The sequence below is a fragment of the Gilliamella sp. WF3-4 genome (assembly GCF_001690275.1).
Lineage (GTDB): Bacteria > Pseudomonadota > Gammaproteobacteria > Enterobacterales > Orbaceae > Gilliamella > Gilliamella apicola_C.
Map to the genome: position 1 here is coordinate 37,956 of NZ_LZGW01000001.1, position 14,984 is coordinate 52,939.

The 14,984-nt window shown below is 35.2% G+C and carries 12 protein-coding genes; 7 read left to right on the forward strand and 5 right to left on the reverse strand.

Annotated elements, in window-relative coordinates; genetic code table 11:
* Window positions 1-202: 202 nt before the first annotated feature.
* Together cspE and A9G47_RS00215 are read left to right on the forward strand one after the other, a co-directional pair.
* Entirely contained in the window at window positions 203-412 is a 210-nt protein-coding gene (cspE, locus tag A9G47_RS00210; RefSeq protein ID WP_034909833.1) for a transcription antiterminator/RNA stability regulator CspE, read from the forward strand.
* A 169-nt stretch (window positions 413-581) separates the two neighbouring features.
* Window positions 582-842: a DUF5339 family protein gene (locus tag A9G47_RS00215; RefSeq protein ID WP_065641853.1), complete on the forward strand. Its 261-nt coding sequence runs from the start codon at window positions 582-584 to the stop codon at window positions 840-842.
* A gap of 6 nt (window positions 843-848) precedes the next feature.
* Here the strand turns inward: A9G47_RS00215 and A9G47_RS00220 are convergent, their stop codons facing one another.
* From A9G47_RS00220 to A9G47_RS00230, 3 genes are all read right to left on the reverse strand, one after another.
* Window positions 849-1,373 carry a thermonuclease family protein gene (locus A9G47_RS00220; RefSeq protein WP_255309191.1) on the reverse strand — a complete coding sequence of 175 codons (525 nt, stop codon included), beginning with the start codon at window positions 1,371-1,373 and terminating at the stop codon, window positions 849-851.
* Window positions 1,374-1,577: 204 nt separating this feature from the next.
* Entirely contained in the window at window positions 1,578-2,099 is a 522-nt protein-coding gene (gene fabA / locus A9G47_RS00225; protein ID WP_065567471.1) for a bifunctional 3-hydroxydecanoyl-ACP dehydratase/trans-2-decenoyl-ACP isomerase, read from the reverse strand.
* A gap of 116 nt (window positions 2,100-2,215) precedes the next feature.
* Window positions 2,216-3,988, reverse strand: coding sequence for an AAA family ATPase (locus A9G47_RS00230; RefSeq protein ID WP_141674763.1), 1,773 nt, complete (start codon window positions 3,986-3,988; stop codon window positions 2,216-2,218).
* A gap of 189 nt (window positions 3,989-4,177) precedes the next feature.
* Here A9G47_RS00230 and A9G47_RS00235 point away from each other — a divergent pair, with 189 nt between their 5' ends.
* The gene (locus A9G47_RS00235; RefSeq protein WP_065641854.1) at window positions 4,178-5,950 is read left to right on the forward strand and encodes a DUF3413 domain-containing protein; all 1,773 of its coding nucleotides are present in this window, start codon (window positions 4,178-4,180) and stop codon (window positions 5,948-5,950) included.
* Window positions 5,951-5,988: 38 nt separating this feature from the next.
* Here the strand turns inward: A9G47_RS00235 and lipA are convergent, their stop codons facing one another.
* Window positions 5,989-6,948, reverse strand: a complete 960-nt coding sequence (lipA, locus tag A9G47_RS00240; RefSeq protein WP_065567469.1) for a lipoyl synthase — start codon at window positions 6,946-6,948, stop codon at window positions 5,989-5,991.
* A 10-nt stretch (window positions 6,949-6,958) separates the two neighbouring features.
* Complete coding sequence (gene lipB, locus A9G47_RS00245) at window positions 6,959-7,579, reverse strand: lipoyl(octanoyl) transferase LipB (RefSeq protein ID WP_065567468.1); 621 nt, start codon at window positions 7,577-7,579, stop codon at window positions 6,959-6,961.
* A 373-nt stretch (window positions 7,580-7,952) separates the two neighbouring features.
* Between lipB and aceE the strand changes: the two genes are divergently transcribed.
* The 4 genes from aceE to A9G47_RS00265 all read left to right on the forward strand — a co-directional run bounded on the left by aceE (window position 7,953) and on the right by A9G47_RS00265 (window position 14,982).
* Window positions 7,953-10,619 carry a pyruvate dehydrogenase (acetyl-transferring), homodimeric type gene (gene aceE, locus A9G47_RS00250; protein WP_065567467.1) on the forward strand — a complete coding sequence of 889 codons (2,667 nt, stop codon included), beginning with the start codon at window positions 7,953-7,955 and terminating at the stop codon, window positions 10,617-10,619.
* A 12-nt stretch (window positions 10,620-10,631) separates the two neighbouring features.
* On the forward strand, window positions 10,632-12,224 hold the full coding sequence (gene aceF, locus A9G47_RS00255) for a pyruvate dehydrogenase complex dihydrolipoyllysine-residue acetyltransferase (RefSeq protein ID WP_081301560.1): 1,593 nt from the start codon (window positions 10,632-10,634) through the stop codon (window positions 12,222-12,224).
* Between the two features lie 16 nt (window positions 12,225-12,240).
* The gene (lpdA, locus tag A9G47_RS00260) at window positions 12,241-13,665 is read left to right on the forward strand and encodes a dihydrolipoyl dehydrogenase (RefSeq protein ID WP_065580506.1); all 1,425 of its coding nucleotides are present in this window, start codon (window positions 12,241-12,243) and stop codon (window positions 13,663-13,665) included.
* Between the two features lie 372 nt (window positions 13,666-14,037).
* Complete coding sequence (locus tag A9G47_RS00265) at window positions 14,038-14,982, forward strand: CYTH domain-containing protein (protein ID WP_065567465.1); 945 nt, start codon at window positions 14,038-14,040, stop codon at window positions 14,980-14,982.
* Window positions 14,983-14,984: the final 2 nt, after the last annotated feature.

Here is a 14,984-nt window from a genome sequence, read left to right on the forward strand (position 1 = left end):
AATTATGAGTAAATAGTACCAAGCATATGACATGCGGATTTATTTTGTAACATTTCGATATATGTAGTTTGTAGTTTACTATGTCTTAAAGATTAGTTTTCTTCAGTATCTTCTTCTTAGTGTTAGTAAGTAATCGAAGTTTTATGTTTTTGTATATAGCCTACAGTGGCTAAGATTAATTTATTTATATAGGAAGATTATTATGTCTAAGAAAACTGGTCAAGTTAAATGGTTTAACGAAAGTAAAGGTTTTGGTTTTATTTCCCCTGCTGATGGCAGTAAAGATGTATTTGTACACTTTTCTGCAATTTCTGGCGATGGGTTTAAGACATTAGGTGAAGGTCAACAAGTAGAATTTTCAATTCAAGACAGCCCTCGTGGACCTGCAGCAGCGGATGTTACCATCATCTAAGATTCATATTTTATTTTTTAGTTTTGCTACCCTATCGGTAAATTGTTACTGATAGGGTATTTTCTTATAGACTTCCCACCTTAAATTCTTTACCATATTCTAGCTATTTCTAGTATTAATTATCATTTTTCATGATATTAGCAACAAACTTATAATATAAGGAAAGAAAATGAAAAGATTACTATTTATTGTGTTATTAGGCTTTTCTTCAATTTCTATGGCGGATTTAACTGAATCATGTAAAACCTATTTTGATAAACTTGACAGTTTTATGAAAGCAATTCCTAAACAACAATCTAATATGATTAAACAAAGCGTAGAACTGGCTAAACAACAAATTTCGTCACTGTCTGCAGATAATCAAGTTCCAGCTTGTAAACAAGGTATGGATTTTCTTCAACAAGCTGAAGAAAATTTATTTAAAAAATAATATAATTTATCGCATATTATGCCGAAAATCCCAAGGAGCTATTGGATGTTTATCTTTCCATAGTCCTTTTTTATTTTGTTTTGCTCTGGTCTCTAATTTTACCATCATTTTGTTATTAGCAACGCCTTTATAACGGTATGCCCAAGCATAACCACTTTCGACCATTTTGGCATTAATATTTATTTTATTTAAAAAAATAGTCCCTAAGCATCTTTTATAGATGTCTTTTTTGTTTTCCTTCACAAAAACATTTTTACTAGCAATGAGTGTGGCTAAATATTTTCGTGATGCATTACCATAGGCTTGTGTGCTTTCTGGGGCATCGATATCAAGTAAACGAACACGGACTTTTTGTTTTTTGACAGTTAAAATATCCACAGTGTCGCCATCAATCACTTTAATAACTTTGCCACTAAAATCAGCATATACTAACGTGTTCGATAAACAAAATAAAATAATACAAAAAAATAAACGAGCTAAATGGTTCATTGAAATAGTAAGAATAGTATAAAAGTTTTTAATATTATACATTGATTGTTAAAAATCACGAAGCTGCGGTGGTGTTTTGTTTAATTAATGGTTAAGCACTTATTTAATGATTGTCCATCCTCTAGGCCGTATTAATAAAAATATGGCTCAGAGGTTAAGTGTTGTTATTTTTGATTAAATTAGAAAAGTTAGTTATGCAGCCTTATCCATATTAGATAAGGCTGACGAAAGCAAGTGTTAAATTAATTAAAAAGCATTGGTATCTTGGAATAGACCTACTTTTAAATCAGATGCTTGGTAAATAAGCTTACCATCAACAAAAACTTCACCATCACCGATTCCCATGATTAATTTGCGGTTAATTACCCGTTTGAAATGGATTTTGTAGGTCACTTTTTTATTAGTTGGTAATACTTGTCCCGTGAATTTTACTTCACCAACACCTAAAGCTCGTCCTTTGCCTTTGCCGCCTATCCAGCCCAAATAAAAGCCAACTAGTTGCCACATAGCATCAAGACCCAAACAGCCTGGCATAACAGGATCATTTTTGAAATGACATTTAAAAAACCATAAATTAGGATTAATATCCAGTTCTGCCTCGACAAAACCTTTGCCAAAATTACCACCGTTTTCATTCATCTCGATAATACGATCCATCATTAACATTAAATCAGATGGTAATGGAGGCCCATCATGACCAAATAATTCATTATTTCCTGATTTTATTAAATCTGTTTTATCGTACGATGATTTACGTTCAAATGTCATAAAAAAACCTTTTATTTAATGTAAATTAAAATATGTTTTGAAAATTGAAAGTTATCGAGCTTTCTATTTCTACTTCATAATCAATAAAATTTTGGGCTAAAGTTTATTGGGTATTGTTAATTTTTGCAATATTTTTGCCATTTACTAAGCCAACTATCTTGTTTTTTGTCTTGTAATAGTGCTGTTTGCATACGAGCATGAATCAATTGGTAAAGATTAATGCTATTTTTATCTTTATAGGGGATACCAGTAAGTAGATAAAGTGCATCAGCAATATGATCAACAGTCCATATTGAAAATTTTTTTTGTTTGATTGCTTCAATAACTTCATCATTTAAACTTAAATGGCGTTGGTTGGTAGCAGGAATGATCACGCCTTGTTGACCAGTTAAACCTTGATGCTTACAAACAGCAAAAAAACCTTCAATTTTTTCATTCACACCACCAATCGATTGAACATGCCCAAACTGATCTACTGACCCGGTTACTGCCAACTGCTGATCGATAGGTTGTTGCGATAAAGCGCTAATTATTGCACACAGCCCAGCAAGCGAAGCACTATCACCATCAATTTCATTATAGGACTGTTCGAATACCAAAGAAGTTGAAAAAGGTAATTGGTGATTGATCGCAAATTCAGACATAATAAAAGCCTGCATTATCATCATCCCTTTTGAATGAATATTGCCTGCTAATTCTGTTTTGCGTTCAATGTCAATTAGCTCGCCATCGCCAAATTGGAGAAGGCAACTCAAACGCGTAGGCTCACCAATAACTTTTGGGTGCCCAGGATATTCAATGACTGATAAGCCATTTATTTGTCCAACAATTTGATTTTTAGTATTAATCATTATTTGATTGTTGAAAATATCATCATATAATCTTTCTTGCAAATAATCTTCATGCCATGATTTTTGCCTGATTGCAGTAGTGATTGCAGATTCATCAATTGAGCAATTTTGCATAAAGTGTGAAGCATTAGCTAATAGTGAATTAATCCAATCAACCGAAAGAGGGAGATAATATTGGTCACCAGTGTAGCGAGTGGCTTCTTTGTATATTGTAGAAATTGCCGAAGTATCAATATTCGGCAAGCCTTGTTTATTTGCAATAAAGTTTAGGTAATCAATCCATAACTCAAATTGCTCAAATGAAGTGATTTTCAATTCATTCTCAAACTCAGCATAAATTGAAGTTGAAAAAAATTCTGGCTCGAAATCTTGTAATTCTGCTAAACTCAATCTATCTCCAACTAAAATAACCCGCAAATCAAGTGGCATAGATGGAATTGATAAAGGTAAAGGATGGGAATCATCTGTAGAAACCCACTCAAATTCTTGTTTCATTACCATTTGTTTTAACTTTGCCCACAACAAAGGTTGGCTAAGTAATGAACGAAGCCCTAAAATTAAAACACCACCATTAACACGATGAACAATCCCAGGTTGTAATTTTATTGGACTATTTTCAGGCTGTCTAACACAGCCATAAAGTTTTTCAGTATCAATAGAAGATGCAAATAGACAATTATCTTGAGCTGCAAAATTATCTTGTTTGCTTTTTGCCTCAGTTAGTGTAATTTTATTTTCACTAAAAAAATAGCTGTAGCCTAATGATGAGAAAGATAAGTCTGATTTAATTGCTTGTCGAAGTAAACCAAAAAAAAGCTCACTTTCAGGCGCTTTAAGCAACATAAAACGTGGATTATAACATTCTTTTTTATTGTTGCATAATCGTGACAAAGCGGAGGCAACACGGGGTTGCCACTTGAGTAAATGCTTCGATTTTTCTGGCGTTAATGCTGCTGAAAAATTAGTTTTGTTTTTAAGATCAGAAATATATGATAAATTAGGTTGGATCTGTTGTGTGTTGAGTTGTGTAATTGCCAAAATTATTGTCTTTTTGTTAGCTTATTTCATCTGCAAATTATAACAAGTATCCGTTGTATCGCCAACAGATTACCAAAATCTTTATGGTAACAAATAAAAAAATTACGGAAAGATTTTTCAAAATCAGGTAGACTAAGTCACAATTTATTGTTTATTTTGCATCACTATCATCATTATCAACGACTAAACATGCTCAGAATCAAAAATACCTATTTCAAAGATGAACGTTCCTCTCAAATTGTTAGTTGGGGACATTGGTTTACGTTGTTTAATATTTTTATCGTAATAATACTTGGTAGTCAATATCTAATTATTGCAGATTGGCCTCGCACTTTTATGGGGCGATTTTATGCAATAATTAGTGCGATTGGCCATTTTAGCTATTTGACTTTTATTGCTTACCTAGTTCTACTTTTTCCTTTAAGTTTTTTTATTCATTCATCTCGATGGCAAAGGATTATTGCAACAGTTTTTGCAACTGTTGGTATTTCATTATTACTTATTGATATTGAGGTTTTTTCGCATTTTAGAATGCATTTAAATTTGTCTATTTGGCAATTATTTTCATCACAAAAAGTTACTTATTTAAGTTCAATATTTATTATCATTCCGTTTATTTTATTAATTGAGATTCTATTTTCAGTTTGGAGCTGGAAAAAATTACGTAGTTTAAGTAAGCGTAAATGCTATGCAAAGCCTGTTGTGGTTGCCTTTATTATTTGCTTTGTTACTTCGCACTTGACTCATATTTGGGCTGATGCTAATTTTTATCGTCCAATTACTATGCAGCGCTCAAGCCTGCCGCTTTCTTATCCTTTAACCGCTCGTCATTTTCTTGAACGCTATGGATTTATGAAAGAAAATGGTTATCGTGATCGCGTGACTCAAGAGGGGAACCCTTTTGCAATAGCAATTGAGTATCCTTTAGGGCGTATTGTTTATGATGAACAACCAATAAAAAACAATGTTCTAATCATTACTATTGATGGATGGAATGTTGATTTATTAAGTAAATATATGCCAAAGCTTAATGAGTTTGCTCAAGATAACATCGCCTTTACTAATCATTATGTTGCAAGTAATCACCCTTATTTGAATAATTTTTCATTGTTTTATGGATTAGATCCTAATTACTATAATAGTATCCTTGTTGGGCATAAACCGTCGGTATTATTTGAGGCTGCTACTAAACGACAATATAATTTAGGCTTATTTTCGGTTGATGGATTTGCAGAGCCTTTATATCGTTCTGCATTGTTATCTAATTTTTCAATATCAGAGCCTAAAAAACAAACCAATAAACAAATAACCGAAAGCTGGATGGCGTGGCATAAAGAACAGAATAATATTGATAATCATGCGCCTTCATTTTCTATAATTCAATATTCGTTAGGTGATAAAAACAAAAAAATTGCTATATCTGCCCTTCAATTAGAAGCTAAAAAATTAGATCAGAATATTGCATCATTAATGACTTATTTAAAATTATCTAATGCCAGTGATGATACAGTTGTTATTGTTACAGGCTCGAATGATATTAAAATTGATGAAGCAAAAAAAATAGCTTTACGCAATACAGGTAGTGGCTTTAATCGTGACTTATTAAAAGTCCCTCTGATTATATCATGGCCAGGTAAAGAAAAATCGCAAGTAACACAAGCGACCTCGCAAACCGATATTATGTGTACATTAATGCAAGATGTGTTTTATGTCACTACACCACCACGGCAGTATAGCCAAGGAAAAAGCCTATTTAGCCCTAAAACAAGGCAATGGTTAGTTGTGGGTGATGAGAATACTATTGCTGCGATTTATGATGATAAAACAGTAGTTTTAGACGCATCTGGCCGTTCTAAGATTTACGATTTAAATGGCAAGTTAAAAAAAGGTGAAAAAATTAGCTTGCCAATATTCTTACAGATAGTCACCGAAAATCGCCGTTTTATGGTGGTGGATAATTGATTTATTTGCTGATTTAAAAATAAAAAAGAGGGTGAAGATTACTTCACCTCTTTACCCATAGCTTGTAGATCTGCATGATAAGATGAGCGGACAAAAGGCCCACAAGCGGCATGTGTAAATCCCATATTTAATGCAGTTTGTTTCAGGACTTCAAATTCTTGCGGTGAAACATAGCGCTCAACTGGCAAGTGATATTTACTTGGCTGTAAATATTGACCCAATGTTAACATAGTAACGCCATGGCTGCGTAAATCTTTTAGTACTTGAATTAACTCTTCGTTTGTTTCGCCGAGCCCAACCATTAATCCTGATTTTGTTGGAATTTCAGGGTGCTTTTCTTTAAAGGCTGATAATAACTTGAGCGATCCTTCATAATTAGCGCCAGGGCGTATCCTTTTATATAAACGAGGGATATTTTCCAAATTATGATTAAATACATCAGGTGGGTTTTCACTCAATATTTCAACGGCTTCATCAATACAACCACGAAAATCAGGCGTTAATGTTTCAACTTTTATATTTGGGCTTAAGGCGCGGATTTCTTGAGTACAAGATGCAAAATGGCTCGCACCTCCATCTTTTAAATCATCTCTATCTACAGAGGTAATAACAACATAACGCAGCTTCATTTCTTGAATTGTTTTAGCTAGCTTGATTGGTTCTTCTCGATCTGGGGGTAATGGCCTACCATGTGCTACATCACAAAATGGGCAACGGCGCGTACAAATATCACCTAAAATCATAAAAGTGGCTGTGCCATGGTTAAAACACTCCGCCAAATTAGGGCAAGATGCTTCTTCACAGACAGAGTGTAAACCATGTTTTCGCATGGTATTTTTTATATGCGCAATATTATCAGAGTGAGCGGATAATTTTATTCGCATCCATTCTGGTTTTTTTAGTGGTTTGGTGTCTTCTAATGTTATTGTTGGAATTAAACGTGTTTTGTCAGCATCTCGGTATTTTGAGCTTCTGATTGTTGTTTCATTATTTTGCATAATTGGTATCTTATCTTTGGGGTAACTGCTTAATAAAATTATCAGTTAATAACTGTTGTATTTCTTTGCGGTTAAATTTTGACACATAGTCCTTTAACTGCGTCATTTGTAATCCTGCGTAGCCACAAGGGTTAATGTTATTGAAAGGAGTAAGATCCATATCAATATTTAATGCTAGTCCATGTAGTGTACAACCTCGGTTTATATGCAAACCCAGCGAACAAATTTTTTTATGGTCAATATAAACTCCTGGAGCATCGGGTTTTGCATGGGCTATAATACCATAATGAGCTAATGTTTGAATGACACTATTTTCTAAATAACTAACTATATCACGAATACCAATCTTAAGACGTTTTAAGTCAAACAAAATATACATAATTTGTTGACCTGGTGCATGATAGGTAATTTGACCGCCACGGTCGCTTTGAATAACAGGGATATCAGTATGATTTAATAAATGCTCTGCCTTGCCTACTTTTCCTTGGGTAAATACGGGATCATGTTCAACTAGCCAGATTTCATCTGGAGTGTGCTCATTACGGTTTTTTGTAAAGTCATGCATCGCCTGATAGGTTTGTCCGTAAGATTGAATTTTTAAATCTTTGATAATGACATTATTTATGATCATGATGTTGCTTATTGCCATTGGTATTAGCTGATATTAACTTAAAATTTCCCATTATATAACAGATTTTACTATATTTTGACAACTTGTAGGTAATTCCGATATAGACATTTTGACTATTTTTTTGTATTTATTTATCAATAAAATTTGGTTTTTATCAAACAGCTAACATAACTTTCAATATTACCATTGAAATAGTTGATTAATTTGATAGGAATTAACGTTCTTTTATAAGCTATGGTTTGCTTTACTTTTTTTATGAAAATGGCAGACTTATGCTAATAAAGCTCCATAATGCAGAGTTGTAATTTATATAGTTATTTATAGCTAAGGATAGCAAATGCTGCATTTTTTTTAACAAAAAAGAGGTTTTTATATGTCGGATATGCAAGTGAATGATATCGATCCCATTGAAACACAAGATTGGCTCAAAAGCCTTGAGTCAATTATTCGCGAGGAAGGGATTGAACGTGCACAATATATTATTGAACAAATAGTTAATAAAGCAAGAGATGGTGGTGTTCCTTTACTTTTCGGATCTTCAACCAGTAACTATATTAATACAATTCCTGTGGAAGAAGAGCCCCCTTATCCGGGTGATTGGGATATCGAAAGACGTATTCGTTCAATTGTTCGTTGGAATGCAATTATGATGGTGCTTAGAGCTTCTAAAAAAGATTTAGAACTTGGTGGGCACATGGCATCGTTCCAATCCGCAGCCACTTTTTATGAAGTATGTTTTAACCATTTTTTCCGTGCACGTAATGAAAAAGATGGTGGTGATTTAGTTTATTTCCAAGGACATATTTCACCAGGTGTTTATTCACGAGCATTTCTTGAAGGCCGTTTAACAGAAGAGCAACTTGATAATTTCCGCCAAGAAATACATGGTAAAGGATTACCTTCTTACCCACATCCTAAGTTATTACCTGAATTCTGGCAATTCCCTACAGTATCAATGGGGCTTGGACCTATTAGTGCAATTTATCAAGCACGATTCTTAAAATATTTAAATCACCGTGGACTTAAAGATACTTCTGAACAAACCGTCTATGCTTTCTTAGGTGATGGAGAGATGGATGAACCAGAATCAAAAGGTGCAATTACCGTTGCAACACGTGAAAAACTGGATAATTTGGTATTTGTTATCAACTGTAATTTACAACGTTTAGATGGTCCAGTAACAGGCAATGGTAAGATCATCAATGAATTAGAAGGTGTTTTTGCTGGTGCAGGTTGGAACGTGATTAAAGTTCTTTGGGGTGATCGTTGGGATAAACTTCTGCAAAAAGATAAGTCTGGTAAATTAATCCGACTTATGAATGAAACGCTTGATGGCGATTATCAAACATTAAAATCTAAAGATGGCGCTTATGTTCGCGAGCATTTCTTTGGTAAATATCCTGAAACAGCAGAGCTTGTTAAAGATATGACTGATGAAGAAATCTTCAGATTAAACCGTGGCGGTCAAGATCCAGCTAAAATGTTTGCAGCATTCCAACGAGCAAAAGAGACTAAAGATCGTCCAACAGTCATTCTTGCTCACACCATTAAAGGTTATGGTATGGGTGATGCAGCAGAAGCTAAAAATATTGCCCACCAAGTGAAAAAAATGAATATGGATGGAGTTCGCCATGTTCGTGACTTCTTTAATATTCCTGTGACAGATGAAGCACTCGAAAAATTACCTTATATTAAATTTGAAGAACATACTCCAGAATATAAATATATTCATGAGCGCCGTAATGCCTTACATGGTTACGTTCCATCAAGATTAACAAAATTCTCTGGCAGTGTTTCAATTCCAGCATTAAGCGAATTTTCATCATTACTTGAAGCACAATCAAAAGAAATATCAACCACAATTGGCTTTGTTCGTGCACTTAATATCATGCTTAAGGATAAAGAATTAGCGCCACGCTTAGTACCAATTTTGGCTGATGAAGCGCGTACTTTTGGTATGGAAGGTTTGTTCCGTCAAATTGGCATCTATAATCCTCATGGTCAACAATATACACCGCAAGATAGGGAACAAGTTGCTTATTATCGTGAAGATGAAAAAGGGCAAATTCTACAAGAAGGGATCAATGAATGTGGTGCAACTGCTTCATGGTTAGCGGCTGCAACATCATACAGTACTAATGATTACCCAATGATTCCATTCTACATTTACTATTCTATGTTTGGTTTCCAACGTATTGGTGATTTAATGTGGGCGGCTGGCGATCAACAAGCACGTGGATTTATGATCGGTGGCACATCTGGTCGTACAACATTAAACGGTGAAGGCCTACAACATCAAGATGGCCATAGCCATATTCAATCATTAACTATTCCAAATTGTATCTCTTATGATCCTGCTTATGTGTATGAAGTGGCTGTGATTATGCAAGACGGTTTACGTCGTATGTATGGCGAACAAGAAAACGTGTATTACTACATCACCACCCTTAACGAAAACTATGCACAACCTGCAATGCCAGCAGGTGCAGAAGAGGGGATTTGTCGTGGTATTTATAAACTTGATACCGTTGAAGGTCAAAAAGGCAAACCAACTGTGCAGCTATTAGGTTCAGGTTCAATTTTACGACATGTACGTGAAGCTGCTGATATTCTGGCTAAAAATTATGGTATTAGCTCAGATGTTTATAGCGTAACATCATTTACTGAACTTGCTCGTGATGGTCAAGATTGTGAACGTTATAATATGTTACATCCAAGCGAAACACCAAAAGTTCCTTATGTTGCTCAAATTATGAATAACAATCCTGCGGTTGTTTCAACTGATTATATGAAACTTTTTGCTGAACAAATTCGTGGATTTGTACCAGCTGAAAGTTATCGAGTACTGGGTACTGATGGTTTTGGACGCAGTGATAGCCGTGAAAATTTACGCCATCACTTTGAAGTTGATGCATCTTATGTTGTAGTTGCAGCATTGGGTGAACTTGCTAAACGTGGTGATATTGAAGTTAGCGTTGTTGAAGAAGCAATTAAAAAATTCGAAATCAATGCAGATAAACTTAATCCACGTATTGCATAAGAGGTAAAAAGAATGAGTATTGAAATTAAGTTACCTGACATTGGTAGTGATGAAGTTGAAGTGACTGAAATTCTGGTTAATGTTGGTGACAAAGTTGACGCTGATCAGTCAATTATGACCGTTGAAGGCGATAAAGCTTCAATGGAAATTCCTGCTCCACAAGCAGGCATTGTTAAATCAATTATTGTGAAAGTTGGTGATAAAGTCAAAACTGGTGTTGACATCATGGTATTTGATGCAGATGGTGCAAGTGCACCAGCTGCTGCAAAAGAAGAGCCGAAAGTCGCAGCTTCTGCGCAAGCGGCTGCGCCAGCAGCAAGCCAAGTTGTTGATGTCAATGTACCAGACATTGGTGGCGATGAAGTTGAAGTAACAGAGATTTTGGTTAAAGTTGGTGACACTATTGCTGTTGATGATTCATTAATTACTGTTGAAGGTGATAAAGCTTCAATGGAAGTACCAGCAACCATTGCTGGCGTAGTTAAAAATATCCTAGTAAAAATTGGCGATAAAGTGAAAACAGGTTCCAAAATCATGGAATTTGAAAGCGCTACTGGTGTAGCTTCTGCTACTACAGCAAATCAAGCCTCTTCGGCTCCTGTTGCTGAAAAAGTTGCGCCAACGCCAGCAGCGCCTGTTGTGGCAAAATCAGCTCCTGCATCGTCAGGTAATGATTTCGTTGAAAATGATGCTTATGCCCATGCAACCCCATCTGTACGTCGTTTAGCGCGTGAATTTGGTGTGAACCTTGCAAAAGTGCAAGCGACAGGCCCTAAAAATCGTATTTTACGTGAAGATATTCAAGCTTACGTTAAAAATGCCGTTAAACAAGTTGAAAGCGGGGCTACTGGTGGTGCATTGCCTGGTTTATTACCATGGCCAAAAGTTGATTTCAGTAAATTTGGTGAAGTTGAATCGCTACCATTAACGAAAATTCAAAAAGTATCGGGTGCTAATTTACACCGTAACTGGGTAATGATTCCACATGTTACTGAATTCGACGAGTCAGATATTACTGATTTGGAAGCTTTCCGTAAACAACAAAATGCCGAAGCCGATAAAAAGAAACTTGATCTTAAAATAACGCCACTTGTGTTTATCATGAAAGCAGTAGCTAGTGCGTTAACGGCATACCCGCGCTTTAATAGCTCGTTATCTGAAGATGCGCAAACCTTAATTATCAAAAAATACATTAACATTGGTGTAGCTGTGGATACGCCTAATGGTTTAGTTGTTCCTGTATTTAAAGATGTCAATAAAAAAGGCATTATTGAGCTTTCTCGTGAACTTGCTGAAATTTCCAAAAAAGCACGTGAAGGTAAATTAACTGGCAGTGATATGCAAGGTGGATGTTTTACCATTTCTAGCCTTGGTGGCATTGGTACGACCTCATTTACACCAATTGTTAATGCGCCAGAAGTTGGCATTTTAGGCGTGTCACGTTCTAGCATGAAACCAGTTTGGAACGGTAAAGAGTTTACACCACGTTTAATGTTGCCTTTATCATTATCATTCGATCATCGTGTTATTGATGGTGCTGATGGTGCGCGCTTCTTAAGCCATATTGTTAACGTATTATCCGACTTACGTCGTTTAGTGATGTAGTGGAGGAAAACAGATTATGAGTCAAGAAGTAAAAACACAGGTTGTTGTTTTAGGTGCTGGACCAGCGGGCTATTCCGCTGCGTTCCGCGCGGCTGACCTTGGACTAGATGTTACCCTTGTTGAACGTTATTCAACACTTGGTGGTGTTTGTTTAAATGTAGGCTGTATTCCATCAAAAGCATTACTTCATGTTGCTAAAGTAATGGATGAAGCAAAATCATTAACTGAACATGGCATCCATTTTGGTACGCCGAGACTTGAATTAGACAAAGTACGTGGTTGGAAAGAAAAGGTCATTAGTCAACTCACTAATGGGCTTGCTGGTATGGCAAAAATGCGCAAAGTCAATGTGATTCAAGGTGAAGCACAATTTACGGGTAGTCATACCATGGATGTGACATCTTCAAAAGGTATCACTAAAATTACTTTTGATAATGCGATTATTGCAGCGGGTTCTCGCCCAATTAAATTACCGTTTATTCCGCATGATGATCCGCGTATTTGGGATTCTACAGATGCATTGGCTTTAACAACGATTCCGAAAAAACTATTATTAATGGGTGGCGGAATCATTGGTCTTGAAATGGGTACTGTCTACCATGCATTAGGTTCAGAAGTAGACGTGGTTGAAATGTTTGACCAAGTGATCCCAGCAGCTGATAAAGATGTTATTAAAGTCTTTACTAAGCAGATCCAGAAGAAATTCACTTTACGTTTAGAAACCAAAGTGACTACTGTTGAAGCAAAGCATGATGCAATTTATGTCACCATGGAAAAGAAAGATGGCACCACTGAAACCCACACTTATGATGCGGTACTTGTGGCAATTGGTCGTACACCGAATGGTAAGCTAATTAGTGCTGAAAAAGCAGGTGTTAACGTGACTGATCGTGGTTTTATTGAGGTCGATAAGCAAATGCGTACCAATGTACCACACATCTATGCTATTGGTGATATCGTTGGTCAGCCAATGCTTGCGCACAAAGGCGTACACGAAGGTCATGTTGCAGCCGAAGTGATTGCAGGTAAAAAACATTTCTTTGATCCAAAAACCATTCCTTCTATCGCTTATACTGAGCCAGAAGTAGCTTGGGTTGGTTTAACTGAAAAAGAAGCGAAAGAAAAAGGCATTGATTATGAAGTGTCAATCTTCCCATGGGCAGCATCAGGACGTGCTATTGCATCTGATTGTTCCGAGGGGATGACAAAACTCATCTTCAATAAAGCAGATAATCGCTTGTTAGGTGGTGCGGTAGTTGGCGCTAATGGCGGTGAATTACTGGGTGAAATCACCTTAGCGGTTGAAATGGGCTGTGATGCAGAAGATATCGCATTAACCATTCATGCGCACCCAACATTGCATGAATCAATTGGCTTAGCCTCGGAAATTTATGAAGGCTCTGTCACTGATTTACCCAATGCTAAAGCGAAGAAGAAATAGTTAATAAGTCATTTATATACTTAATAAAATGCCGTTAGCTCAAACTAACGGCATTTTTATTTGTCTTAAAATAAATTTGTTTGTCAAAACGCTTCCGAAAATAAAGTGTTTTAATAAAATAAAACTGAATTAAATATACTTAGTATGGATCTTAATAAAATTGAATGAAAGAGTAGGTCATCTATTTATCATGATAGTTTGCGTAATTGCTAATATTTTTCATTTAAATTTAATCATCTTAATTTTAGTGTTTTTTTCACAATTTTGGGATTTAACTCAACTCCAAGATTCAATTTTTTAATTAATGATTAAGTATATTTCTTTAACTGTTCAATATATCATATAGCAAAATAACTAAGATAAAACAGAATAATGAGTAACGAAATCGAATTAAAATTTGAAATCAATGACAACGATATTGCTAATTTAAAATGTTTTTTGGAACAATGGGCTGATAGTGACGAAGCCGAATTTTCGGCAATATCATCAGTCAAACGACGTTCTACAAAATTCAACTTGACTAATACTTATTATGACACAAACGATCATTATTTACGTAATAACCATTGTGGTCTGCGAGTAAGAGGATGTGAAGAAAATCACCAAAAAAAGTTTGAAATTACCTTAAAGCGAGATAGAAAATCAGTGGCTGGTTTACATGAACGAATAGAATTTAATGTCAACTTACCTAACTCAGAACCTGATTTAACACTATTACCACATGCGGCATTACCTGATAATTGTAATATTGCCCAGTTACAACAAAATTTATTGCCATTGTTTAGTACTGATTTCAAACGTCAAACTTGGTTGATTTCGTTTGCAAGTAGTGAAATTGAAGTCGCTTTAGATCAAGGAGAGATTAAGTCAAACCAAAAGGTTAAAATTATTCAAGAAGTCGAACTTGAACTCAAACAGGGTAATAAACAAGATTTGCTCAATTTTGCGCTTGAATTAAGTCGATTTCATTTACATCTTTTTTCACAAAGTAAAGCCGCTAGAGGTTATTTGTTGCTTAAAAATTCACCATTGAAAAGCTGTCAGTTTGATATTAAAATGAATCAAAATTTAACGCAACTGCTCAATTTTTGGCAACAAAATGAAGAATATGCGTTAGAAACTAACAACTTAAATTTTTATCAACAAACTTTAAAGCAGATTAGTAATGTATTAGCTGATAAAAACTTATCTCTTGAACCTGAATTTACTCAATGGCAAGAGGCATTATTGTCTTTTAACTCAATAGAAAAGTTTGCTTTTAGTGAACTGAACACAAGGTTAAAACTGGCATTGATTGCGAATCTGACTCTTAATTAATG

Excerpts from the sequence above, each read along its gene's own strand:
- A9G47_RS00235 (WP_065641854.1), top strand. The coding sequence starts at position 4,178 with ATGCTCAGAATCAAAAATACCTATTTCAAAGATGAACGTTCCTCTCAA.
- cspE (WP_034909833.1), top strand. The coding sequence starts at position 203 with ATGTCTAAGAAAACTGGTCAAGTTAAATGGTTTAACGAAAGTAAAGGT.
- lpdA (WP_065580506.1), top strand. The coding sequence starts at position 12,241 with ATGAGTCAAGAAGTAAAAACACAGGTTGTTGTTTTAGGTGCTGGACCA.
- aceF (WP_081301560.1), top strand. The coding sequence starts at position 10,632 with ATGAGTATTGAAATTAAGTTACCTGACATTGGTAGTGATGAAGTTGAA.
- aceE (WP_065567467.1), top strand. The coding sequence starts at position 7,953 with ATGTCGGATATGCAAGTGAATGATATCGATCCCATTGAAACACAAGAT.
- A9G47_RS00265 (WP_065567465.1), top strand. The coding sequence starts at position 14,038 with ATGAGTAACGAAATCGAATTAAAATTTGAAATCAATGACAACGATATT.
- fabA (WP_065567471.1), bottom strand. The coding sequence starts at position 2,099 with ATGACATTTGAACGTAAATCATCGTACGATAAAACAGATTTAATAAAA.
- A9G47_RS00220 (WP_255309191.1), bottom strand. The coding sequence starts at position 1,373 with ATGTATAATATTAAAAACTTTTATACTATTCTTACTATTTCAATGAAC.
- lipA (WP_065567469.1), bottom strand. The coding sequence starts at position 6,948 with ATGCAAAATAATGAAACAACAATCAGAAGCTCAAAATACCGAGATGCT.
- A9G47_RS00215 (WP_065641853.1), top strand. The coding sequence starts at position 582 with ATGAAAAGATTACTATTTATTGTGTTATTAGGCTTTTCTTCAATTTCT.
- lipB (WP_065567468.1), bottom strand. The coding sequence starts at position 7,579 with ATGATCATAAATAATGTCATTATCAAAGATTTAAAAATTCAATCTTAC.